This is a genomic window from Oceanibium sediminis (assembly GCF_003265325.1).
GTDB lineage: Bacteria > Pseudomonadota > Alphaproteobacteria > Rhodobacterales > Rhodobacteraceae > Halovulum > Halovulum sediminis.
This window is the reverse complement of the sequence record NZ_QGNX01000003.1, coordinates 533,852-556,154: the sequence shown is the minus strand read 5'-3', so window position 1 is coordinate 556,154 and position 22,303 is coordinate 533,852. Positions and strand designations below refer to the sequence as shown.

Genomic DNA, 22,303 nt, shown 5'->3' with positions numbered 1-22,303 from the left:
ACTCAGGCGAATGCTGCTTCCGTTTCGACATCTCTGATCTCCTTCTCGTCGAAGATCAGCAGACAGCAAATCATAGCTTACGTCAGCGTCCGATTTTCGGGGGGCAGCTCAGTAACAACCGGTGAGCTTTTCCCTCCTCGCGGGGAATACGCGACCGTTATTCAGGCGCTAAACTCGCTCACTCCACGTCAACGGGCCTCAGCAATCAAATTGCTTCTGACTTTTGTGAATGCTCTTGAAGAGAAATAGTCCCTTAGGTCCGCCCATTTCCATGGCCACCAATATGGGAAGTCAGTTCGCATGAGCCGGGCTGACGATAGCGATGCCAAGACAGCCTTTCCGGCGGCCTAGTGGACTGCCACAGATCCGGCCCATCTGCGGGCGGCCGCAGATCGTCGAATGGCAGGGCGTCCCTTCGCGCCCTCCCCTCACCCTCTGGCCAGCACCACGTGCGAGGAGTGGGGGAAGCGCATCGCGGTTCCGTCGAAGCACGGGCCAAGGCCCTGCAGGAACGCGTCTATGGCGCCTTCGATCCTGTCGTGCGCCAGTCCTGAAAGCTTGTCGCCGGTGTGCATGCCACCCATCGCGCCAGCGGCGAAGGCCCTTGCGTCCGGGTGGTGGAGGGTCAGCGTCACGGCGTCGATCTGCACGTCCCGGAAGCCGGCGCCCTCGAACAGGGCGTGCAGCCTGTCACGCTCCGGCAGCCCGCAGATCGCGCGGACCGCGTTCCCCGCGTCCGGCCCGGCGAATGCGTCCAGCGCGTTTGCCTGGGCCTGCAACATCGGGTTGGCGTCGAGTCCCCGCTGGACGCAGAAGGCGACGCGCCCGCCGGGTTTCAGCACGCGGCGCACCTCGGCCAGAGCGGCGGCCTTGTCGGGGAAGAATTGCAGCGCCTGCTGGCAGAGGACCAGGTCGAAGCTGGCGTCTTCGAACGGCAGATGCGCGGCGTCCGCCTGGCGCCAATCGATGTCGGACGCGGCACCGGCGCCCAGGGCACGGGCCACCTCAAGCATCTCGGCGCTGTGATCGGCGGCCGTCAGGCTGGCGATATCGACGCCTGACCCGGCAATCGCGCGGGCGACGACCCCGGTCCCGCAGGCGAGGTCGAGAATATCCTCCCCCGCCCGGGGATCGGCGCGCCGGACAAGTTCTTGCGCCCAGGGCTCGAAGATGACCGGCACCAGGACGGACTGGTACCGGTCGGCGAAGGTTGTCGCCCTGGCTGCGGTTTCGGTCATCTTGCGTTCCCCCGACGGAAGGCGGGCGGCGGATCGGCCCGCGGAATGCTCCCAAGCCCTTGTGCGAAAGTCTAACCGATTGCGGGGCGCAAATACAGGCTGAGCCGCGCGTCGGGGACCCGGCACCATCGGCGGAAAACTCCCCCGGTGATTGATCGGGAACAAACTTCGTTCCCCGGGGGTGGCGTATCCAGCCTTCATGACCAAGAAAATTCTGTCCCTCCTGATCGTCCTGATCGCCGTGACCCTGGGTGCCCCGGCGATGGCGCAGACGTCGCCATCGGTCCTGTCCCGCTTCCTGCCCGAGGTCGCCCCCGGCGACCTGGTCGAAGGGGCGGACGCCTGGGGCGCGATCCGCAGCGATGTGCCCGTCGCCCCCGTTCTGCGCGGGGGCGAGGTGCTGGGCCACGTCTTTATCACCTCGGACTTCGTGGGCACCACGGGGTATTCGGGCAAGCCGATCCACACGATGGTCGCCATCGACGGCGATGCGCGTGTGCTGGGGGTTGACCTAGTCAAGCATTCCGAGCCGATCGTGCTGATCGGCATCCCGGACCGCAAGATCCGCGACATGGCCGCGGGCTATCGTGGCGTGGACCTGGTGGCGGAGGCAGCAAAGCGCGGCTCGGCGCATGACCTGAACATCATCTCCGGCGCGACGGTCACGGTGATGGTGATCGACGACGGCATCATCCGCGCCGGGCTGAAAGTGGCGCGCGCCCTTGGCCTGGGCGGTCTGACGGCCCAAGTGGCCAGCGGCCCCGCCTTCGAGGTGGACGCAAGCGCCGAAGCGCCCGAGGACTGGATGGAGATGGAAGGCGACGGCACCGTGCGCCGCCTGTCGCTGGACGTGGGCCAGGTCAACTCCGCTTTCGAGGCGATGGACGATCCCCGCGCCGCGCGGCGCGCGCTGAGCGAGCCGCCCGAAACCACCTTCATCGACATGCAGATGGCGCTGGTCAGCGTGCCCGGCATCGGGTCCGCGATCCTGGGCGAGGCCGAGCAGCGCAACCTGACGGAGTGGCTGGAACCGGGCGAGCACGCCATAGCCGTCTTCGGGCGGGGGATGTATTCCTTCAAGGGCTCGGGCTACGTGCGCGGCGGAATCTTCGATCGGATCGTGCTGATCCAGGACGACCTGACCGTGCGCTTCCGCGACCGGGGCCATCGCCGCATCGGGACCATCGCTGCCGAGAATGCACCCGAGTTCACCGAGCGGGACATCTTCAAGATTCCCGCCGACCAGGGGTTCGATCCCGCCCGCCCCTTCCGCCTGCAACTTCTGGTCCAGCGCGAGGTGGCGGCGATCGAGAAGGTCTTCACGACCTTCGAGCTGGGCTACCAGCTGCCCCCCGCCTACCTGCGCGCGCTGGCGCCGCCCGCCCCGCCTGCCGACACCGCCGCCAGCGGCCCGTCGGCGGACGAACTTGCCGCGCAATCCGAGCTGTGGCGCCGGGTCTGGCAGGGCAAGACGGTCGAAATCGGCGTGCTCGCGGCGATGCTGACCGCGCTGACGGCGGTGTTCTTCTTCCAGGGCTGGGTCACACGCTCGGCACGCTTCACCTACTGGTTCCGCATGTCGTTCCTGGCGGTGACGCTGGTGTTCCTCGGCTGGTACGCCAACGCGCAGCTTTCGGTGGTGAACCTGATGGCGCTGTTCGGCGCACTGACCACCAACTTCAGCTGGCAGGCGTTCCTGCTGGATCCGCTGACGTTCATCCTGTGGTTCTCGGTCGCGGCGGCGCTGCTGTTCTGGGGGCGCGGGGCCTATTGCGGCTGGCTCTGCCCGTTCGGCGCGTTGCAGGAGCTGACGAACCAGGCCGCGCGGCGCATCGGCATCCCGCAGATCACCCTGCCCTGGGGCCTGCATGAGCGGCTCTGGCCGATCAAGTACATGATCTTTCTGGGGCTGTTCGGCGTCTCGCTCTATTCCATCGAGCAGGCCGAGCGCCTGGCCGAGGTGGAGCCGTTCAAGACCGCCATCGTGCTGAAGTTCATGCGCGCCTGGCCCTTCGTGGCCTATGCCGTCGCGCTGCTGATCGCCGGGCTGTTCGTCGAGCGGTTCTACTGCCGCTACCTCTGCCCGCTTGGCGCGGCGCTGGCGATCCCGGCGCGGCTGCGCATGTTCGACTGGCTGAAGCGCTACAAGGAATGCGGCAACCCCTGCCAGACCTGCGCCAACGAATGCATGGTCCAGGCGATCCACCCCACAGGCGAGATCAACCCCAACGAGTGCCTGAACTGCCTGCATTGCCAGGTGCTCTACCAGTCCGAAACGAAATGCCCGGTCGTCATACGCAAGCTGAAGCGGCGTGCGGCGGTCGGATCGGCCGAGGTGCCCCGCAAGGACGCGGGCGCGATCGGCAATCATCCCAACTTGAAACAAGGGGAAAGGAAGGAAAGCCATGCCTGATAAAGTGACAAAGGGCGTCAGCAGACGGGGGTTCCTCGGCACCACCGCCACGGGCGCAGCCTACCTCGGAAGCGGCGGCGGCAAGCTCGGCCTTCTGGGCGGCACGGCGGCGCTGGGTGCCGCAGGCGCGACGCGCGCAAGGGCGCAAGCCACTGGCCACGAAGGGCTGCCCGGCCCCGGTGAGCTGGACGAATACTACGGCTTCTGGTCCTCGGGCCAGACGGGGGAGATGCGCATCCTTGGCGTGCCGTCGATGCGCGAGCTGATGCGCGTGCCGGTGTTCAACCGCTGCTCGGCCACGGGCTGGGGGCAGACCAACGAAAGCCTGAAGGTGCTGACCGAAGGCATGCTGCCGGAGACGAAGGAGTTCCTGGCCGCGCAGGGCAAGAAGGTCCATGACAACGGCGACCTGCACCACGTCCACATGTCCTTCACCGAAGGCAAGTACGACGGGCGCTTCCTGTTCATGAACGACAAGGCCAACACCCGCGTCGCGCGTGTGCGCTGTGACGTGATGAAGGCCGACAAGATCATCGACATTCCCAACGCCAAGGCGATCCACGGGCTGCGTCCGCAGAAATGGCCGCGCACCAACTACGTCTTCGCAAATGGCGAGGACGAGGTGCCGATGGTCAACGACGGGCAGGTGCTGGATGATCCCAGCCAATACGTGAACTTCTTCACCGCCGTGAACGCGGACGAGATGACCGTGGCCTGGCAGGTGATGGTGTCGGGGAACCTCGACAACACCGACGCGGATTACGACGGGAAATACGCGTTCTCCACCTCCTACAACTCGGAAATGGGGATGACCCTGCCCGAGATGATGGAAGCGGAGATGGACCACGTCGTCATCTTCAACATCGCCGAGATCGAGAAGGGCATCGCCGAGGGCGACTTCATCGAGTTGAACGGCGTCAAGGTGATCGACGGGCGCAAGGGCCGGAACAAGAAGTATACCCGCTACGTTCCGATCCCCAACAGCCCGCACGGCATCAACATGGCGCCGGACCGGGTGCACCTTTGCATCGCGGGCAAGCTATCGCCCACGGTCAGCGTGCTGGATGTCACGAAGTTCGATGCGTTGTTCGAGGATGACAGCCTCGACCCGCGCTCGGTCGTGGTGGCGGAGCCGGAACTGGGCCTCGGCCCGCTTCACACCTGTTTCGACGGCAAGGGCAACGCGTTCACCACGCTGTTCCTCGACAGCCAGGTGGTGATGTGGAACATCGAAGACGCGATCCGGCTTTATAACGGCGAGGACGTGGACCCGATCCTGAACAAGCAGGACGTGCACTACCAACCGGGCCACAACTCCACCTCCATGGGCGAAACGCTGGAGGCGGACGGCAAGTGGTACCTGTCGATGAACAAGTTCTCGAAGGATCGCTTCCTCAACGTCGGTCCGCTGAAGCCGGAGAACGAGCAGCTGTTCGCGCTGAACGGTACCGAGATGGAGCTGCTGCACGACGGGCCCACCTTCGCCGAGCCGCATGACTCGATCATCGTCCACCGCTCGGTCGTAAACCCCAAGAACGTCTGGGACCGCAACGACCCGATGTGGGCCGACGCCCGCGCCCAGGCGGAAGCGGACGGGATCGACCTGGACGACTGGCAGGACAGCGTGATCCGCGACGGCGACAAGGTGCGCGTCTACATGTCCAGCCAGGCGCCGGAGTTCAGCCTGCCCAGCTTCACCGTGAAGCAGGGGGACGAGGTGACGGTCTATGTCACCAACTTGGACGACATCGACGACCTGACTCACGGCTTCTGCCTGAACAACCACGGCGTGGCGATGGAAGTCGCGCCGCAGGCGACCGCCTCGGTCACGTTCACGGCGTCGAAACCGGGCGTCTACTGGTACTACTGCCAGTGGTTCTGCCACGCGCTGCACATGGAAATGCGCGGCCGCATGTTCGTGGAGCCGACAGGCACATGATCCGGCGCGTCCCCCTTTTCGCCCTTGCGGCGCTGCTGGCGACGGCGTTCTGCGCCGCCGCCGCGACGGTCACGGTGCCCGCCGACGCGGGCCGCCTGGCCCGCGCGCTGGCCGGAGCGGAAACGGGGGACGTGCTGATCCTTGCACCGGGGCGGCACGCCGGCCCGGTGACCATCACATTCCCCCTGACACTGCGCGGCGAACCCGGCGCGGTGATCGACGCGGGTGGCGCGGGCTCTGTCGTGACCGTGGACGCGCCAGACGTGACCGTCACCGGGCTGACGCTGACCGGATCGGGCCGCTCGCACGAGGAAATCGACTCCGGCGTCAGCCTGACCCGAAACGCCCGGCGCGCGCAGATCCTGGACAACGACATCACGGGCAACCTTTACGGCGTGGACATTCACGGCGCGCGGGACGCGCTGGTAAAGGGCAACCGCGTCACCGGGCTGCGCCTGCAACGCATGAACGCGCGGGGCAACGGCATCTACGTCTGGAACGCCCCCGGCGCGGTGGTCGAGGACAACGATATCCGCTTCGGGCGCGACGGCATCTTTTCCAACATCTCAAAGCGCAACACCTATCGCGGCAACCTGATGCGCGACCTGCGTTTCGCGGTGCATTACATGTACACCAACGACAGCGAGATCGCGGACAACGTCTCAATCGGCAATCACCTTGGCTTTGCGCTGATGTACTCGGACCGGATTACCGTGCGGGACAACATCTCGATCCGTGACCGGGACTACGGGCTGATGCTGAACTACACCAAGGCGTCGGACATCTTCGGCAACGTTGTGCTGCGCGGCGCCGAGAAATGCGGCTTCATCTACAACAGCCACCGGAACCTGCTGGCCGAGAACATCTTCGACGGCTGCGATATCGGCATCCATTTCACCGCCGGGTCCGAGCGGAACACGATCACTGGCAACGCCTTCATCGCGAACCGCACGCAGGTGAAATACGTCGGCACCAGCCACGTGGAATGGAGCCATGAGGGCCGTGGCAACTACTGGTCGGATCACCCGGCGTTCGATCTGAACGGGGACGCGCGCGCCGACAGCGCCTATCGCCCCAACGACCTGATGGATCACATCCTGTGGTCCCAGCCCGCGGCGAAGCTGCTGCTGGGCGCCCCGGCGGTGCAGCTTGTGCGCTGGAGCCAGGAACAGTTTCCCGCCACCCTGCCCGGCGGCGTCGTGGACAGCCACCCGCTGACCGCCCCGCCCCGGCGCGCGGTTCCCGACACATACCTCGAACTGGCCCGGCACGATCCGCTCTGGGCGACAGGAGATCGACGTGACGATACTGAGCATTTCCAAGCTGACTAAGCGCTACGGGCGCAGCCCGGTGCTGGAGGGCGTGGACCTGGCGCTTTCGCCGGGTGAGCGGGTGGCGCTGCTCGGGCATAACGGCGCGGGCAAATCCACGCTGATGAAACTGGTGCTGGGCCTAACACGGGCCAGTGCCGGGCGGATCGAGGTGGCGGGCCATGCCCCCGGATCCGCCGTGGCGCGGGCGCTGACCGCCTACCTGCCGGAAAACGTGGCCTTCCACCCCTCGCTCAGCGCGCGCGAGCAGATCGCCCATTACCTGCGCCTGCGTGGCAAGAACCCGCGCGACGCCGCCCCCCTGCTGGAGCGTGTGGGCCTTGGCGATGCGATGGACCGGCGCATCGGCACCTATTCCAAGGGGATGCGCCAGCGCGTCGGGCTGGCGCAGGCGCTGATCGGGCGGCCCCGCCTGATGGTGCTGGACGAGCCGACCAGCGGGCTGGACCCGGTGTCGCGGCGCGAGTTCTATGCCCTGCTGGAGGAACTCGCCGCCTCTGGCAGTGCGATCCTGCTGTCCTCCCACGCCCTGTCCGAGGTCGAGACAAAGACCGACCGCATCGTCATCCTGTCGCGCGGGCGCAAGGTGGCCGAGGGCACGCTTGACGCCCTGCGCACCGAAGCGGCGCTGCCCCTGACGGTTCACTTGCGCCCCCGCGAAGGGCAAGGGCCCGCGCTGGCCGCCGCCTTTCCCGAAGCGCAGCGCCGCGCCGACCTGCTGACGCTGACCTGCCCGCCCGCGGAAAAGATGGCGCTGATGGCGCGGCTGTCGCGCGCGAACGGGGCGCTGGCGGATTTCGACCTGCTGCCACCCAGCCTTGACGACATTTACGCCCAGATCAGCGGGAGGGCCGCGTGATGATCTCCCGTATCCTGTCCACCGCCCGGATCGAGTTCCTGATCGCGCTCAGGAACCGCTGGGTCACCATCGCGATCGCGATGATGATGCTGTTCTCGCTGGTCCTGTCGGTCGCGGGCTCTGCCCCCTCTGGGGCGCTCGGGGCGGATCGCCTGTCGGTGACGGTGGCGAGCCTGACCTCGCTGTCGGTCTACCTCGTGCCGCTGCTCGCGCTGCTGATTTCCTTCGACGCCGTCGCCGGAGAGGTGGAGCGCGGCACCCTGCCCCTGCACCTGACCTACCCCCTTGGGCGGGGCGGGCTGCTGGCGGGCAAGCTGGCTGCGCAACTGCTGGTCGTCGCCCTGGCGGTGACGCTGGGTTACGCGGTGGCCGCCGTCGTCGCGGTGCAGGCCAGCGGAGCGGCGGCGCTGGCGGGGCTGCCCGCACTGTTTCGCCTGATCTGGACCTCGGTCCTGCTGGGGGCGGTGTTCCTGTCGCTGGGGCACGCGATGTCCTCGCTCTCGCGCCGTCCGTCGGGGGCGGCGGGCATGGCCATCGCGTTGTGGCTGGTGTTCATCGTGCTTTACGACCTTGGCCTGTTGGCGGCGGTCGTGGCCGATGACGGCGGCGCCTTCACCACGCGGGTCTTTCCCTGGCTGCTGGTCGCCAACCCGGCGGATGCGTTCCGCATCTTCAACCTTGCCGCGTCGGACGCGGTGGGGGCGGCCTCCGGGCTGGCGGGGGCGGCAGATGCGATCGCGATCTGGAAGCCGCTCGCCTCGCTGCTGCTCTGGCCGCTGGCCGCCGCACTGCTGGCGCGCGCCGCCTTTGGAAGGGTTCAGCCATGAAACGCCTGTTCTTCGCCTTCGGCATCCTTGCCCTTGCCGCCTGCCGGGAGGAGGTCGTGCAAAAGCCCGATCCCGTGCCCCTGACGGCCGAGGCGGTGGGCTACTACTGCCAGATGGAGCTGCTTGACCACGAGGGACCGAAAGGCCAGGTCCACCTGGACGGGCTGCCCGCGCCGCTGTTCTTCGGGCAGGTGAAGGACGCCGTCGCCTACCTGCACATGCCCGAGCAAAGCCACACCGTGCGCGCCACCTACGTGCAGGACATGGCAAGCGCCACAAGCTGGGCCGCGCCGGGCGCGTGGATCGCGGCGGAAGACGCAGTATACGTCATCGGCTCAAGCCAAATGGGCGGCATGAACGCGCCGGAATTCGTGCCCTTCGCGACAGCGGACGCCGCCCGCGCCTTTGCCGCGCACCACGGCGGCGAGGTCCGCCGCTTCGCAGAGATCGCGCCCGAGGACGTGCTGGCCCCTTCCACCCCTTCCACCGCGCACGGGGGGCATGACGCCGACGCGGATATCAGCGCCCGGCTGAAGGCGCTGAGCACCACGAACGGGAGCAATTGAGATGAGACTTTCACGACGCCGTTTCCTGATGTTCGCCTCCACCGCCGCGCTGGCCGCCCCCCGGGCGCAGGCCTACCGCTGGCAAGGCACCGCGCTTGGGGCGCGCGCGCAGATCGTGCTCGACCATCCCCGGGCCGAGCGGATCACCCGCGACGCCCTGGCCGAGATCGACCGCCTGGAAGACGTGTTCAGCCTGTACCGGCCCGGATCTCACCTGCGGCGGCTGAACGCCGCGGGCCGCCTTTCGGCGCCGCCCTTCGAATTGCTGGAATGCCTCGCGACCGCGCGGCGCGTGCACGCGGTGACAGGCGGGCGCTTCGATCCCACGGTGCAGCCGCTCTGGCAGGCGATGGCGCAGGCTTGGGCCGCCGGGCACCCGCCGGACGCGCGCGACGTGGCGCAGGCGCGCGCGGCAATAGGTTTCGGGCGGGTACGCTTTGACAGCACCGCGATCCAGATGGACCCCGGGCAGCGCTTGACCCTGAACGGCATCGCCCAGGGCTATATCGCGGATCGCGTCGCCCGCCTGATGCGCGCCGAAGGAATCCAGGACGTCCTGGTCGACACGGGCGAGATCGTCGCGCTCGGCGGGGCGGACGGTCGGGGCGGCTGGCCCGTCACCATCGCGCACAGCCCCGAGAGGCGCCTGCTGACAAATCGCGCGATAGCGACATCCGCCCATGACGGAACGGTGCTGGACCCCAGGGGGCGGGTCGGGCATATCCTTGACCCTGCATCGGGGGCCGAGCGCCGCCCGGTGGTGCGCAGCATCTCGATCAGCGCGCCCAGCGCGGCGCTGGCCGATGCGCTGTCGACGGGGCTGAGCCTTGCCGGCGGCACGGCGGAGGTCACGGCGACGTTGCGCCAACTCAAAGACGTCCGGCTGGAAAACCTCCAGACAGACCCGGAAACCCAATGACGAAGGAATACAGGATGCACATGAAACTGACCATGCCGATAGCTGCCGCGCTCTCCCTCTTCGCGGGTGCGGTTCAAGCCGCTGACCCCGCCACGGGGGAATCGGATTTCAAACGGTGCCGGGCCTGTCATGCCATCACCGCCGACGACGGAACCGTCATCCAGAAGGGTGGCATGACCGGGCCGAACCTTTATGGCCTGATCGGGCAAGCGCCGGGCACTGTCGAAGGCTTCAGCTACGGCCCCTCGCTGGTGGCCGCGGGCGAGTCCGGCGTCGTCTGGGACGAGGAAAACCTCGCCGAGTATATCGAGGACCCGAATGAATGGCTCCAGGAAGTCCTGGACGATCCCAGCGCCAAGTCCCGCATGACTTACAAGCACCGCAAGGGGTCCGAGGACATGGCCGCCTACCTCGCCACGCTCGGCGGCGACAGCTGAGACGCTTGAATTCGGGGCGGCGGGCGGGCTCTGAACCCGCCCGCCGCCCCGGATGACTCCCCGGCGGGGTTGCCCCGCTGAATATGTTTCGCTTTCCGCCCGAATCCGCTACCGGTGAATGGACCATCTTGTCCTTCCGCAGCCCCGGGCGAAAACGTGCTCAAACTCGACGCAAGCCTTCTGAACGACATTCCGCCCTTCTCGCGCCTGTCGTCCGACCAGATCCGCGAGATCCTCGACCAGGCCACGCCCCAGCGCTGGGACGAGGGCGCGACGGTCTTTCGTGCCGGGGACGAGGCGGAGCGTTTCTTCCTGCTTCTCGACGGCACCATACGGGTCGTGCGCACGACGCCCGAGGGTGAGCAGATCGTGCCCCTGCACATCCCGCGCGGCCAGCTTTTCGGAATCGCCCCTGCGCTCAGCCTGACCGCCTATCCCGCCAGCGCGGTCGCGGCCGAGGAATGCCTGACCCTGTGCTGGCCGTCCCGGCTTTGGCAGGGGTTCGTCGCGCGCTACGACGGCTTCGCGTCCGAAACCTGGCGCACCATCGGCGAGCGGATGCAACACCTGCACGACAGGGTAGAGGAACTCGCGACCCGCGCGGTCGAGCAGCGGATCGCCGCCGTCCTGTTGCAGATCCTCAACCAGTCCGGGCGCAAGGTGAAGACAGGGATCGAGATCCCCTTCCCCATCACCCGCGCCACCATCGCCGAGATGACGGGAACCACCCTGCACACGGTCAGCCGGTTGCTGTCTGCCTGGGAAAAGCAGGGCATCGTCGCCAGCAGCCGCAAGCACATCACGGTCACCGACCCGCACAGGCTGGTGCTGATCAGCGGCTCCGGCGCGGATCAAAGCTTCCTGAAGTGATCGCGTGCAGCTCGGCGCGGAAATCGGCTTCGTCCAGGCGGTATTCCCGGCAGGCATCGACCACGGTGTGAAACCGCGCGATCGGGCAACCGACACATAGCATTCCATGTTCCACGAAGATCGCGGCCGTGGGCGGCCAGAACCGGAACATCTCGTCCAGCGTCAGGTCGGGATCATCGAGGTCCTTCTGCATGACGGCTCTCGTCGCTGGGTCCTGCCCCACCCTGTCAGATTTCGCCCGGGCCGAGGTTGTGCTGCCGCAAGAACCACGCCGAAGAGGTAGGAAATCCGCACGCCCCGTCAGCGCAGGCTTGTGCAATCGCCCCCTCATGTGCTGATCTCGTCTGGCGGCAGTTATGACGCGGGCCCCCGACAGGGGCGCGCGCAACAACTTTCCGCAGGGCGCGTGGAGTGTCTTCCGGACCCGCCCGGCGTCGTTTGGCGCAGAAACCTCCGCATATCGCGGGTGCCCGGTTGCGGGCATCAGAACATGCGTTGCCGGGGCCTTGCTCCCCCGGATCATGGAAGGAAGACCATAATGCGTGCAGGCGTCATCGGACTTGGAAACATGGGCAGCGGTCTGGCCCGCAACCTGATCGCGAAAGAGTTCGAGACCACCGGCCTCGACCTGTTGGAGGCGCGGCAGAAAGCCTTCGCCGACATGGGCGGGCGGCCCGCGACATCGGTCGCCGAGGTGGGCGCGGCGGCGGATGCGGTCTTCGTCATGGTGATGAACGGGGACCAGGCGAAAGCCGTGATCCTCGGGCAGGACGGGCTGGTCAGCCACATGCCGCGGGGCGGCGCGGTGATCCTGAGCGCGACGGTGAAACCCGCGGAAGCACGCGAGATCGGCGCCGCGATGGACGGCTCGGGCGTGCACCTGATCGACACGCCGGTGTCGGGTGGCTTTCCCGGTGCGCAGGGGGGCACGCTGACGATGATGGCCGCTGCCCCTGACGACGTGCTCGACGCTTTCGCGCCGGTGATGCAGGCCGTCAGCGCCACGATCCACCGCGTCGGCACCGCCCCGGGCGAGGGGCAGACAGTCAAGGCCTGCCTGCAATCGCTGATCGGCTCAATCTTCTCGGCCACGTTCGAGGCCGCGGCCCTGGCCGCCAGGGCGGGCGTTCCGGGGGAAACCCTGCTCAAGGTCTTTTCCACTAGTAGCGCGGGATGCGGCTGCGTGAACACCGCGCTGGAAAACATCATCGACCGGCGGTTCGAAAACACCGGCTCGGGCATCGGCACGATGCACAAGGACCTGACCATCTCCATGGACCTGGCGCGCGAGCTTGAGGTGCCGATGCACACCGCCGCCGCCGCGATGCAGATCTTCCACGCGGGCAAGTCGAAATACCCCGACGGCGACAACTGGGCCTGCACACGCGTGATCGAGGATATCGTTGGGGCGCAACTGCATCGCGGGGGGGCCAAATGAAGCTCGGGGTGATCTGCGATGGCATCAGCCGGGACCTGGCCCATGTCGTCGATGTCATGGATGAGTTTGGCCTGGAATACGCCGAGATCCAGTTCGTGGGTGAGACGGAAGTCGGCGATTTCAGCCCCGAAGAGCTGCGCGAGATCGACTCGCTGCTGCGCGGCAGGGGCAAGCCGGTGTCCTGCCTGTCCCGGCACGTCTTCGCGGGGATGACGGCCGCGAACAGGCCCGGCGACGCTCTGCACACCACCCATATGGACGCTCTGAAGCGGGTCATCGACACCGCGCATGTGCTGGGCAGCCCGCTGGTGCGGATCATGACGCCGAAGAAGGAGCAGATCCTCTGGGGCCACAACGGGGCGGAGGTCTGGAACGTCGCCCATGGCGCCTGGAACGCGATGCTGCCCCTTATCGCCCCGGCCATCGACTTGGCCCGCGACGCTGGCGTCACCTTGGTGGTGGAGACCGGGAACGGCACCATGGTCAACTCAGCCTTCACCGCGCGGAAGCTGATCGACGACCTCGACGCGAAAGGCGTGCTGAAGGTCCTGTGGGACCCCGCCAACAACTGCTGGTGCCATGAGCGCGCCTTTCCCGACGGGTACGACGAGTTGCGCGGCGGCTACCTCGGCCATGTGCATATCAAGGACGTGACCGTGGACACCCCTCGCGCGACGCTGCGGGTTGAGCGGATGGGGGAAGGCCAGCTTGCCGAGCAGTTCCAGCCGCTCGCCGATGCGATGCGCGCCGACGGCTATGACGGGGTGATCAGCTTCGAAAGCGTCTATCACCCCGGAAACGGCGATTTCGAGCAGGGGTTCCGCCAGTGCATCGGGCGCTTCAAGGCGCATTTTTCCTGAGCCAGCGGGCGGCGTTCCAGGCCGCGGACAGGCCCGTGGGACGGCGGCCCCGGACAGGAATGCAACCGGTTGCAAAAATCTGAAATTTCGGTACATTGAGTCGCATCACCAAGGGACTCGCGTGACGGCATGCAGTTGATCGCCCTAAACCACATGACGGCTCCGGCGCTTGATACTGAAGCGTTGCTCCATCTGGCGCAGGACCTCGGCTTTGCCGGGGTCGAATTGCGCAACGACCTGGCCCGCCCGCTGTTCGACGGCCTGGCCCCGCGCCGTGTCGGCGCGCTGGCCGAGCGCTGCGGCCAGCGGATCCTGGCCCTGGCCGAGGTCAAGGCGTTCAACGATCCCGACCGGCCCGATTTCGACGATGCTGTCGCCCTCGCCCAACTGGCGCGGGACTGCGGCGCGCAAGGCATCGCGCTGATCCCGCGCGTCGCGCGCAAGGCTATCCCCCGCGAGGAACAAATCGCCGCGCTGGAAACGGCGCTGACCCGGCTGCGCCCCCTGCTTGAGGCAGCGGAGGTGACCGGCCTGATCGAACCGCTCGGCTTCGTTGAAAGCACGCTGCGCCACAAGCAGGACGTGGCCGAGGTGCTGGACACGATGGGTAACCCGCCGTGTTTTCGCATCGTGCATGACACCTTCCACCACCACATTGCAGGCGGCGGCCCGGTCTTCGCCGCGTTGACGGGCATCGTGCATGTCTCCGGCGTGGTGGACCCCGATGTCGCCCCGGACCAGATGACCGACGCGCACCGCGTGCTGGTCGACGCCGGCGACCGGCTGGGCAATATCGACCAGCTGCGCGTGCTCCGCGCCGCGGGCTATGACGGCCCCGCCTCGTTCGAGGCGTTCGCGCCCGAAGTCCACGCCCTAACCGACCCCGCCAGTGCGCTGGCGGCGTCCAAGAGTTTCATCGAAACCCGGATGCAGGAACTTACCGCATGACGGGCGACATGAACCAGCAACCTCACAAGAGGTCCCGGCATTCATCACTCGTGCGCCGGGCACGATCCAAGGGAGGAAACAAATGAAAAAGATGCTTTTGACAACCGGCCTCGTCACGCTGCTGGGCACCTCGGTCCTGGCCGAAACCATCGGCGTTTCGATCGCCCGGTTCGACGACAACTTCCTGACCGTCATGCGCAACGGCATGGAAGAGCACGCCGCCACGCTGGACGGCGTCGACCTTCAGGTCGAGGACGCGACCGACGACGTGGCCAAGCAGCTTGACCAGATCAACAACTTCATCGCCTCGGGCGTGGACGCGATCATCGTCAACATCGTTGACACCTCGGCCGCCGACGCGATGAGCGCTGCTGCCGAAAGCGCGGGCATTCCCCTGGTCTACGTCAACCGCGAGCCGACGAACGTGGATACGCTGCCCGACAACCAGGCTTTCGTGGCCTCCAACGAGATCGAGTCCGGCACGCTGAAGGCGTTCCAGATCTGCCGCAACCTGCGGGCCGCGGGCAAGTCGGGCGGCGCACGCGCCTACATGCTGATGGGCCAGCTGTCCAACCAGGCCGCGATCCAGCGTTCCAAGGACGTCGAGGACGTGCTGGCGATGGACATGTGCAGCTTCATCACCCTGATCGACAGCCAGACGGCGGAATGGTCCCGCGACCAGGCGCAGGATCTGATGACCAACTGGCTGTCCTCGGGCGAGCCCTTCGACGCGGTCTTCGCCAACAACGACGAAATGGCCATCGGCGCGATCCAGGCGATGAAGGCCGCGGGCATCGACATGGCCGACGTGGAAGTCGGCGGCGTCGACGCGACCCAGGACGCGCTGCTGGCCATGCAGGCCGGTGACCTGGACGTGACGGTGTTCCAGGACGCCAACGGCCAGGGCGCAGGCTCGGTCGATGCGGCGCTGGCGCTGGCGCGCGGTGAGGACGTGGAGCAGAAGGTCTACATCCCCTTCCAGCTGGTCACCCCGGACAATGTCGACGAGTTCCTGTCGCGGAACTGATCGCCCGGCAAACATATGGCAGGGGGCCGCGTCGGTGGCGACGGCCCCCTACCCCACAATACGAAAACGCGGCATCCAGGGGGAATGACTGATGGCAGAGGCAAGCCACGGCACCGGCGGACTGACCTTCGACAAGACCAAGCGGCAATGGCCGAATGAAATGAACGTCTTTGGCGCGCTGATCCTGATCGTCGCCATCTTCGAGGGGCTTGGCGCGCTGATCATGGGGCAGAGTTTCCTGTTCGACAGCAACGACCGCTTCGACAGCATCTTCAACGAGGCGCGGCTGAAGATCATCATCCTCCAGGTGGCGATCATCGGCATCATCGCGCTGGGGGTCACGCAGGTCATCATCTCGGGCGGGATCGACCTGTCGTCGGGCTCGGTCGTGGGGGCCACGGCGATGATCGCCATGAGCTTCGCGCAAGTGGCCGAGGTGAACGGCAACCCCAACCCCAAGGCGGTGTTCGGCCCGGCATGGATGGACCTGCCGATCCTTGTGCCGATCATGGTCGGCCTGCTCTGCGGTATCTTCGCGGGCATGATCAACGGGCTATTCGTGGCCTATGCCCGCATTCCCCCCTTCATCGCGACGCTGGGGATGATGGTCTCCGCGCGCGGGGTGGCGAAGTGGTGGACGTCCGGCCAGCCGATTTCCTTCCCGACGGAAAGCTACGCGGCGATCGGCAAGGGCATGATGCCCGTCATCATATTCGTGGTGCTGGCGGTGCTGTTCCACCTGGTCATGAAATACACGCTTTACGGCAAGCACACCTACGCCATCGGCTCGAACGAGGATGCGGCGCGGATGTCGGGCATCAACGTCGCGCGCCACAAGGTGCTGGTCTATACCATCGCGGGGATGCTGGCCGGGGTTTCGGCCATCGTGCTGACGTCAAAGAACCTGACCGCGCAGTCGGGCATGGGCATCATCTATGAACTCGACGCCATCGCCATGGCGGTGATCGGGGGCGTGTCGCTTGCGGGCGGGCGCGGCTCGATCATCGGGACGGTGATCGGGGCGCTGATCTTCGGCGTCATCATCTCGGGCTTCACGTTCCTGCGGCTCGACGCCTTCTACCAGGAAATGGTGAAGGGCGGGATCATCGTGGGGGCCGTGGTCCTCGACCAGTGGCGCCAGCAACGCGCCGCGCGCAGGGCATGAGGGGGACAAGACCATGAGTGACACCATTCTGGAAACCAGGGATCTCACCAAGCACTACGGCGGCGTGCACGCGCTTGAGGGGGCGGACTTCGTGCTGAAGCGCGGCGAGCATGTCGCCATCATGGGCGACAACGGGGCGGGCAAATCCACCTTCGTGCGCCAGATCACCGGGGTGGAACAACGCACCCGCGGCGACATCATATTCGACGGCAAGCCGGTGCATTTCGCCGGCCCGCTGGAGGCGCGCGAGGCCGGGATCGAGACCGTGTTCCAGACGCTGGCCCTGGCCGACGACCTGGACGTGCCCGACAACCTTTTCCTGGGGCGCGAAAAGCTACGCTTCAAACTGGGGCCGTTTTCGATCCTGGACTACAAGGGGATGCGAGAGGCGACGCTGGCGGGGCTGGAAAAGACCGCCGTGAAGATCCCCAACATCCGCAACACCATCCGCAACATGTCCGGCGGGCAGCGCCAGTGCGTCGCCATCGCGCGCACCGCCACTTTCGCCAGCAAGCTGACGATCATGGACGAGCCGACCGCCGCCCTTGGGGTGCAGGAAACCGCGCAGGTGGAAAACATCATCCGCACCCTGAAAGAACAGGGCGAAAGCCTGATCCTGGTCAGCCACAACATGCGCCAGGTCTTCGACCTGGTGGACCGCATCGTGGTGTTCCGCCGCGGGCGGATCGTGGCGAACCTGATGAAGGAGGACACCGACGGCCAGGACGTGGTGGCCTACATCACCGGCGCCAAGACCGGCGCGGAATACGAGGGCGCGGCGTGAAGCTGATCGACCTGACGGACCCCTTCTTCCGCCCGCGCTGGGTGCGGGCGGCGGTGGTCGGCGTCGCGATTGCCTGGGGGCTGTTCGAATTCGCCACAGGCGCGCCGTTCTGGGGCGTTTTCTTCGTCGGGCTCGGCGCGGTCACCGCTTGGCGTTTCGCCACCATCGACTATGGTGCGCCCGACTGATCCCCCCCGCTTCGCAGGTTGAGAAAGGCGCTGCATGGCCGTGACCCTGAAAGACGTTGCCGAACTGGCTGGCGTTTCCCGCTCGGCCGTGTCGCGCACCTTTACCGAGGGCGCCTCGGTGTCCCAGCGGACCCGCGAGAAGGTCCTGGCGGCGGCGGAAAAGCTCGGCTACAGCCCGAATTTCATCGCCCGCTCACTGGCAACCCGGCGCACGAAGATGATCGGGCTGGTGTCCAACAACTTTCATAACCCGATCTTCCTGACCGTCTTCGACCAGTTCACCCGCGGCCTCCAGGAACGGGGCCTGCGCCCGCTGCTGGTCAACCTGTCGGGCGAAACCGAGCCGACGCATTCCGTGCAGATGCTCCAACAGTACTCGGTGGACGGGGTCATCGTCGCCTCCTCCACGCTGAAGCCGGGGTTTTCCAAGGCGTTCCGCGATGCGGGGATGCCGGTGGTGCACACCTTCGGGCGCTATGCGAAGGCCCCGCTGGTGCACGTGGTGGGCATCGACAACGTCGCCTGCGGGCGCATGGCCGCGAATGAGCTTGTGCGGCGCGGCTACAAGCGGCTCGCCTTTCTCGGCGGACCGGCGGCGGCAACCTCGACCCAGGACCGGCAGAAGGGGTTCCTCGACGCGCTTGAAAAACTGCCCGGGATCGAGGTGAGCGTTTCCTTCGCCGAGGCGTATTCCTTCCGCGCCGGGCGAAACGAGATGCTGCGCCTGCTCGACCAGGGCCAGCAGGCCGAGGCGTATTTCTGCGGCGATGACGTCCTTTCCATCGGCGCGCTCAGCGCCGTGCGCGACCGTGGCCTGGCCGTGCCGGGGGACATCGGGATCATCGGGCTGAACGACATGGAGATGTCGGGCTGGCAGAACATCGACCTGACGACGATTCACCAACCGATCGAGCAGATCATCGACGCCTCGATCGAGGTGATCGTCGCCATGCTGGAGGATCCGGCCATGAAGCCGGAAGCCCGGCTGTTCCCCTGCACGGTTGTCGAACGCGGCACCCTGCGCCCGGCGGCGTAAGAGCGGCGAAAGGGCCGGCCCCAGCCCTTGGGGTGGCGCTTTTCCCTTCGGCATTCCGCGCTTTATACCAGCCATATGTCAGAGCCGGTCACGCACCGCCCGGCGGCAGCCAAAGTGCCATCCCGCCCGGACTGGCTGGCGCTGGCCCGGCACGCTGCGCACTTACCTCCGGGCCGGGTGCGATCCATAGGGTGGGTTATTCCAACCCACCCTTCGCGATGCGCCTACCCCTCGCGGAACATCGGGGGGCGGGCGTCCAGCCACGCGCCATCCTGCTTGCCGGACTGCGCCACCGCGACCACCGCCGCCATGGAGCGTAATCCGTCTTCCGCACGGGGATACAGGTTCGCGGCCGGGTCCATCTCGCGCCCCGCCTTGCGGGCGGAGATCGCCTCGTGGAGGTCCTTGTAGATGTTGGCGAAGGCCAGCGGCATCCCCTCGGCATGGCCGATGGTCACACGGCTGGTGCGGTCCGCCTCGGGCGAGAGGTTCGCCTCGCCCCGCTCGATCACCTGCAAACGCTGGCCGAGCGGCATGTAGTAAAGCTGGTTCGGTTGCTCCTGCGCCCAGCGCAAGCCGCCCGTTTCCCCGAACACCTGGATGCCGAGCCCGTGCTGCCGCCCGATCGCCACCGAAGATGTCCAGAGCCGCCCGACCGCGCCGCCGTCCATGCGGAAGTTGACCATCGCGTCATCCTCCAGCACGCGGCTCTCGATGCAGGACACGGTGTCGGCACTCAGCTTCGTCACTTCCTGGCCGGTCACGAAACTGGCCATGTGCAGCGCGTGGATACCGCAATCGGCGAACTGGGCCGAAACCCCGGCCTGCGCCGGATCGTAGCGCCAGCGCACGCGCGGGTTGTCGGCGTCCGCCGCATCCGCGTGATGGCCGTGGGCGAATTCCGCGTTGACCAGCCGCACTTTGCCGATGTCACCGCGCGCGATCATCGCCTTCATGTGGCGCACCAGCGAATAGCCCGAGTAGCCGTAGTTCACCGCGCAGATCCGGCCGCTGGCGGCGGCGGTGCGCACGATGTCCTCGCCCTCCTCCACCGTCATGGTCATGGGCTTTTCGCAGAGCACGTGAAACCCGGCCTCAAGGAAGGCCTTGGTGATCTCGTAATGGGTGGCGTTGGGGGTGGCGACGGTGACCAGGTCCACCCGGTCGTCGCGATTGCGCTCCCCCTCCAGCATCTCCTGCCAGCTGCCGTAGGCGCGATCGCCCAGGCCAAGGCGGCGGCCGTAGTCGATGCCCTGCTCGGCGCGATGGTCGAGCGCGCCGGCGGCAAAGGTGAACAGCCCGTCGAGCCCCGCGCCAAGGCGGTGTGCCGGTCCGATCTGGCTGCCTTCGCCGCCGCCGATCATGCCCCAGTTGAGTTTCTGCATGGTCGTAGTCCTTCTCAGAAACCGATGCTTTCCAGGTAGGCGCGGTTCGCCTTCGCATCCTCCATCGGGGTGCCGGGCAGGGACGGGTCGCAATCCTGCTCGACCGTGCACCACCCTTCGAAGCCCGCGTCCAGCAGCACCTGGCGCACGGCGGGGAAATCCACGTCGCCTTGGCCGAGGTTGCAGAAGATGCCCTGCCCGCAGGCCTTGTAGAAACCGGTGCGGTTGGCCACCACCTCGGCCTTCACGGCCGGGTCGATGTCCTTGAAGTGCATGTAGCTGATCCGGTCGATATGGCGTTTCATGAAGGCCACCGGGTCGTACCCGGCGTAGGAATGATGCCCGGTGTCGAAGCAGATTTTCAGGATCTTTTCGTCCACCTCGTCCAGCAGACGCTCCAGCTCCGGTTCGAAATCCATGAACCCGGCGGCATGGGCGTGGATGCCCACGGTCAGGCCGTATTCCTCGGTGCCCATTTTCGCGATGGTGGCCAGCCGGTCGCGGAACGCTGCCCATTCGGCGGCGTCCATCTGCTCGGCCTCGTCCGCGCGACCGGCGGTCGGCGCACGCCGTTCCGAGATGCTGTCGATCAGCACCAGGTGCTTGGCCCCATGGGCCACCAGCGCCTTGCAGGTGCGCTGACTGGCGTCCATCACGTCATCCCATTTCGCGGGATCGTGGAAGGCGCGGAAGATCACGCCGCCGATCAGGGTCAGGTCGTTCTTCGCCAGTTCCGCACCCAGGATCGCCGGGTCTTCGGGCATGTAGCCGATGGGGCCAAGCTCGATCCCCTTGTAGCCTGCCTCGGCGCATTGGCTCAGCACCGACTGCCAGCTGGGATAGGACGGGTCGGACGCGAACTCGATACCCCAGGAACAGGGCGCGTTGCCGATACGGATAGTCATTGGGATGCTCCCCTTTTTCAGAAATCTTCTATGTCGACCCAGACCGCCGCGTCCGAGGACGCGTGGGCGGCGGCGACGATCCGGTTGACCTCCATCCCGTCGCGGAACGTGGGCCAGATGCTTTCGCCTGTGTGAATGGCGGTCAGGAAATCCTTTGCCTCGATGATGATCTGGTCCTGGTAGCCGGTGCCATGACCGGGCCCGAGGCAGAACGGCTGGTAGTCGGGATGCGCCGGCCCGGCAAGGATCCTGGTGAAGCCGCGCGTCGCCTCCTCCCCCTCCATACGGTAGAGCCAGAGGGCGTTCTGATCCTCCTGGTCGAAGCGGATCGCGCCCTTCGTGCCGGTGACCTCGTAAGCGTAGCCCATCTTGCGCCCGGTCGCGATGCGGCTGAAGTGCATCGCCCCCATGGCGCCGCAGCCGAAACGCACCATCATCTGCGCCTGGTCGTCGTTGGTCACCTCGCCGCCGGGGCGGGTGGCGTGCACCGTCTCGACCTCGGCCACCAGGCTTTTCACGGGGCCGACAAGGGCCAGCGCGGCGTTGATCATATGCGGGGCCAGGTCGCCCATGGTGCCGTTGCCCATGCCGGTGGTGCGCCAGGTGGCGGGGGCCTCGGGGTCGGCGAAGAAATCCTCGGTATGTTCGCCCCTGAACCAGGTGATGTCCCCGATCGCGCCCTCGGCGATCAGCTGGCGCGCGTATTGGGACGCGGGCGTGCGGATGTAGTTGAAGCCGACCATGTTGATCGCGCCCGAGGCTTCCGCCGCCGCAACCATGGCGCGGCTGTCCTCCAGCGTCGCGCCCAGCGGCTTTTCGCAAAACACCGGCTTGCCAAGGTCGAAGGCCGCTTCGGCGATGGCGCGGTGGGTCTGCTGGGGCGAGGCGATGACAACCGCCTCGACGCGCGGGTCGTCCACCAGAACTTGCCAGTCGTCCGTCGCCCGCGCGAAGCCATAGGCCCGGCGGTACCGCTCGGCCGAGGTGGGCGTGGTCGCGCAGATCACCTCCAGCCGGGGGCGCAGGGCGGTGTCGAAGACCCCGCCAACGGCGGCGTGGGCCACGGAATGCGCCTTGCCCATGTAGCCGCCGCCGATGATGCCGATTCCAATCTCCGTCATGCGTCGACTCCTTCGGGGCTGGGTGGTGAAATACGGTTTGCAACCGG

Annotated in this window: 22 protein-coding genes; 17 read left to right on the top strand and 5 right to left on the bottom strand. The window is 66.7% G+C overall.

All coding sequences use genetic code 11. The annotated features are described in order from the left end of the window. Nucleotides 1-428 precede the first annotated feature (428 nt). Complete coding sequence (locus tag DJ029_RS11160; protein ID WP_157966345.1) at nt 429-1,238, bottom strand: methyltransferase domain-containing protein; 810 nt, start codon at nt 1,236-1,238, stop codon at nt 429-431. 199 nt (nt 1,239-1,437) lie between these two features. Between DJ029_RS11160 and DJ029_RS11155 the strand changes: the two genes are divergently transcribed. The 9 genes from DJ029_RS11155 (at nt 1,438) to DJ029_RS11115 (ending at nt 11,399) form a co-directional block, all read left to right on the top strand. Beyond that, nucleotides 1,438-3,651 (top strand): NosR/NirI family protein, encoded by a 2,214-nt coding sequence (locus DJ029_RS11155; RefSeq protein WP_112322521.1) that lies wholly within the window; start codon nt 1,438-1,440, stop codon nt 3,649-3,651. Next, nucleotides 3,644-5,590, top strand: coding sequence for a TAT-dependent nitrous-oxide reductase (nosZ, locus tag DJ029_RS11150; RefSeq protein WP_112322520.1), 1,947 nt, complete (start codon nt 3,644-3,646; stop codon nt 5,588-5,590). Before DJ029_RS11155 ends, nosZ begins: the two co-directional genes overlap by 8 nt. Further along, complete coding sequence (locus DJ029_RS11145) at nt 5,587-6,921, top strand: nitrous oxide reductase family maturation protein NosD (protein WP_112322519.1); 1,335 nt, start codon at nt 5,587-5,589, stop codon at nt 6,919-6,921. The genes nosZ and DJ029_RS11145 overlap by 4 nt, the downstream gene beginning before the upstream one ends. After that, nucleotides 6,896-7,780: an ABC transporter ATP-binding protein gene (locus tag DJ029_RS11140; protein WP_112322560.1), complete on the top strand. Its 885-nt coding sequence runs from the start codon at nt 6,896-6,898 to the stop codon at nt 7,778-7,780. The genes DJ029_RS11145 and DJ029_RS11140 overlap by 26 nt, the downstream gene beginning before the upstream one ends. Continuing rightward, nucleotides 7,780-8,607, top strand: coding sequence for an ABC transporter permease (locus tag DJ029_RS11135; RefSeq protein WP_112322518.1), 828 nt, complete (start codon nt 7,780-7,782; stop codon nt 8,605-8,607). The genes DJ029_RS11140 and DJ029_RS11135 overlap by 1 nt, the downstream gene beginning before the upstream one ends. Beyond that, the gene (locus tag DJ029_RS11130; protein ID WP_112322517.1) at nt 8,604-9,173 is read left to right on the top strand and encodes a nitrous oxide reductase accessory protein NosL; all 570 of its coding nucleotides are present in this window, start codon (nt 8,604-8,606) and stop codon (nt 9,171-9,173) included. Before DJ029_RS11135 ends, DJ029_RS11130 begins: the two co-directional genes overlap by 4 nt. 1 nt (nt 9,174) lies before the next feature. After that, a complete protein-coding gene (locus tag DJ029_RS11125) occupies nt 9,175-10,092 on the top strand; it encodes an FAD:protein FMN transferase (RefSeq protein ID WP_112322516.1) in 918 nt (305 codons plus the stop codon). A 14-nt stretch (nt 10,093-10,106) separates the two neighbouring features. Further along, a complete protein-coding gene (locus DJ029_RS11120; protein WP_112322515.1) occupies nt 10,107-10,529 on the top strand; it encodes a c-type cytochrome in 423 nt (140 codons plus the stop codon). A 156-nt stretch (nt 10,530-10,685) separates the two neighbouring features. Continuing rightward, a complete protein-coding gene (locus DJ029_RS11115) occupies nt 10,686-11,399 on the top strand; it encodes a Crp/Fnr family transcriptional regulator (RefSeq protein WP_112322514.1) in 714 nt (237 codons plus the stop codon). Here DJ029_RS11115 and DJ029_RS11110 read toward each other — a convergent pair. Continuing rightward, nucleotides 11,362-11,592 (bottom strand): DUF1858 domain-containing protein, encoded by a 231-nt coding sequence (locus DJ029_RS11110; protein ID WP_112322513.1) that lies wholly within the window; start codon nt 11,590-11,592, stop codon nt 11,362-11,364. The two genes, DJ029_RS11115 and DJ029_RS11110, sit on opposite strands and share 38 nt — an antisense overlap. A gap of 345 nt (nt 11,593-11,937) precedes the next feature. Here DJ029_RS11110 and DJ029_RS11105 point away from each other — a divergent pair, with 345 nt between their 5' ends. The 8 genes from DJ029_RS11105 to DJ029_RS11070 all read left to right on the top strand — a co-directional run bounded on the left by DJ029_RS11105 (nt 11,938) and on the right by DJ029_RS11070 (nt 18,845). Further along, nucleotides 11,938-12,837: an NAD(P)-dependent oxidoreductase gene (locus DJ029_RS11105; protein WP_112322512.1), complete on the top strand. Its 900-nt coding sequence runs from the start codon at nt 11,938-11,940 to the stop codon at nt 12,835-12,837. After that, nucleotides 12,834-13,697, top strand: coding sequence for a sugar phosphate isomerase/epimerase family protein (locus DJ029_RS11100; RefSeq protein WP_112322511.1), 864 nt, complete (start codon nt 12,834-12,836; stop codon nt 13,695-13,697). The genes DJ029_RS11105 and DJ029_RS11100 overlap by 4 nt, the downstream gene beginning before the upstream one ends. A 129-nt stretch (nt 13,698-13,826) precedes the next feature. Then, complete coding sequence (locus DJ029_RS11095; RefSeq protein WP_112322510.1) at nt 13,827-14,645, top strand: TIM barrel protein; 819 nt, start codon at nt 13,827-13,829, stop codon at nt 14,643-14,645. A gap of 82 nt (nt 14,646-14,727) precedes the next feature. Continuing rightward, nucleotides 14,728-15,672, top strand: coding sequence for a sugar ABC transporter substrate-binding protein (locus tag DJ029_RS11090; RefSeq protein ID WP_112322509.1), 945 nt, complete (start codon nt 14,728-14,730; stop codon nt 15,670-15,672). A gap of 91 nt (nt 15,673-15,763) precedes the next feature. Next, a complete protein-coding gene (locus tag DJ029_RS11085; protein ID WP_112322508.1) occupies nt 15,764-16,837 on the top strand; it encodes an ABC transporter permease in 1,074 nt (357 codons plus the stop codon). A 13-nt stretch (nt 16,838-16,850) separates the two neighbouring features. After that, nucleotides 16,851-17,621, top strand: a complete 771-nt coding sequence (locus tag DJ029_RS11080; RefSeq protein WP_112322507.1) for an ATP-binding cassette domain-containing protein — start codon at nt 16,851-16,853, stop codon at nt 17,619-17,621. Further along, on the top strand, nt 17,618-17,809 hold the full coding sequence (locus tag DJ029_RS11075) for a hypothetical protein (protein WP_232823046.1): 192 nt from the start codon (nt 17,618-17,620) through the stop codon (nt 17,807-17,809). Before DJ029_RS11080 ends, DJ029_RS11075 begins: the two co-directional genes overlap by 4 nt. A 34-nt stretch (nt 17,810-17,843) precedes the next feature. After that, nucleotides 17,844-18,845: a LacI family DNA-binding transcriptional regulator gene (locus DJ029_RS11070; protein WP_112322506.1), complete on the top strand. Its 1,002-nt coding sequence runs from the start codon at nt 17,844-17,846 to the stop codon at nt 18,843-18,845. A 224-nt stretch (nt 18,846-19,069) separates the two neighbouring features. On the opposite strand, the gene DJ029_RS11065 is transcribed toward DJ029_RS11070, so the two are convergent. Genes DJ029_RS11065 through DJ029_RS11055 form a run of 3 tightly spaced genes read right to left on the bottom strand, consistent with a single transcriptional unit; the run spans nt 19,070 to nt 22,256 of the window. After that, a complete protein-coding gene (locus DJ029_RS11065) occupies nt 19,070-20,230 on the bottom strand; it encodes a Gfo/Idh/MocA family protein (RefSeq protein WP_112322505.1) in 1,161 nt (386 codons plus the stop codon). A gap of 14 nt (nt 20,231-20,244) precedes the next feature. Beyond that, nucleotides 20,245-21,135: a TIM barrel protein gene (locus DJ029_RS11060; protein ID WP_112322504.1), complete on the bottom strand. Its 891-nt coding sequence runs from the start codon at nt 21,133-21,135 to the stop codon at nt 20,245-20,247. 17 nt (nt 21,136-21,152) lie between these two features. Beyond that, nucleotides 21,153-22,256 carry a Gfo/Idh/MocA family protein gene (locus tag DJ029_RS11055; protein WP_198671118.1) on the bottom strand — a complete coding sequence of 368 codons (1,104 nt, stop codon included), beginning with the start codon at nt 22,254-22,256 and terminating at the stop codon, nt 21,153-21,155. Nucleotides 22,257-22,303 lie beyond the last annotated feature (47 nt).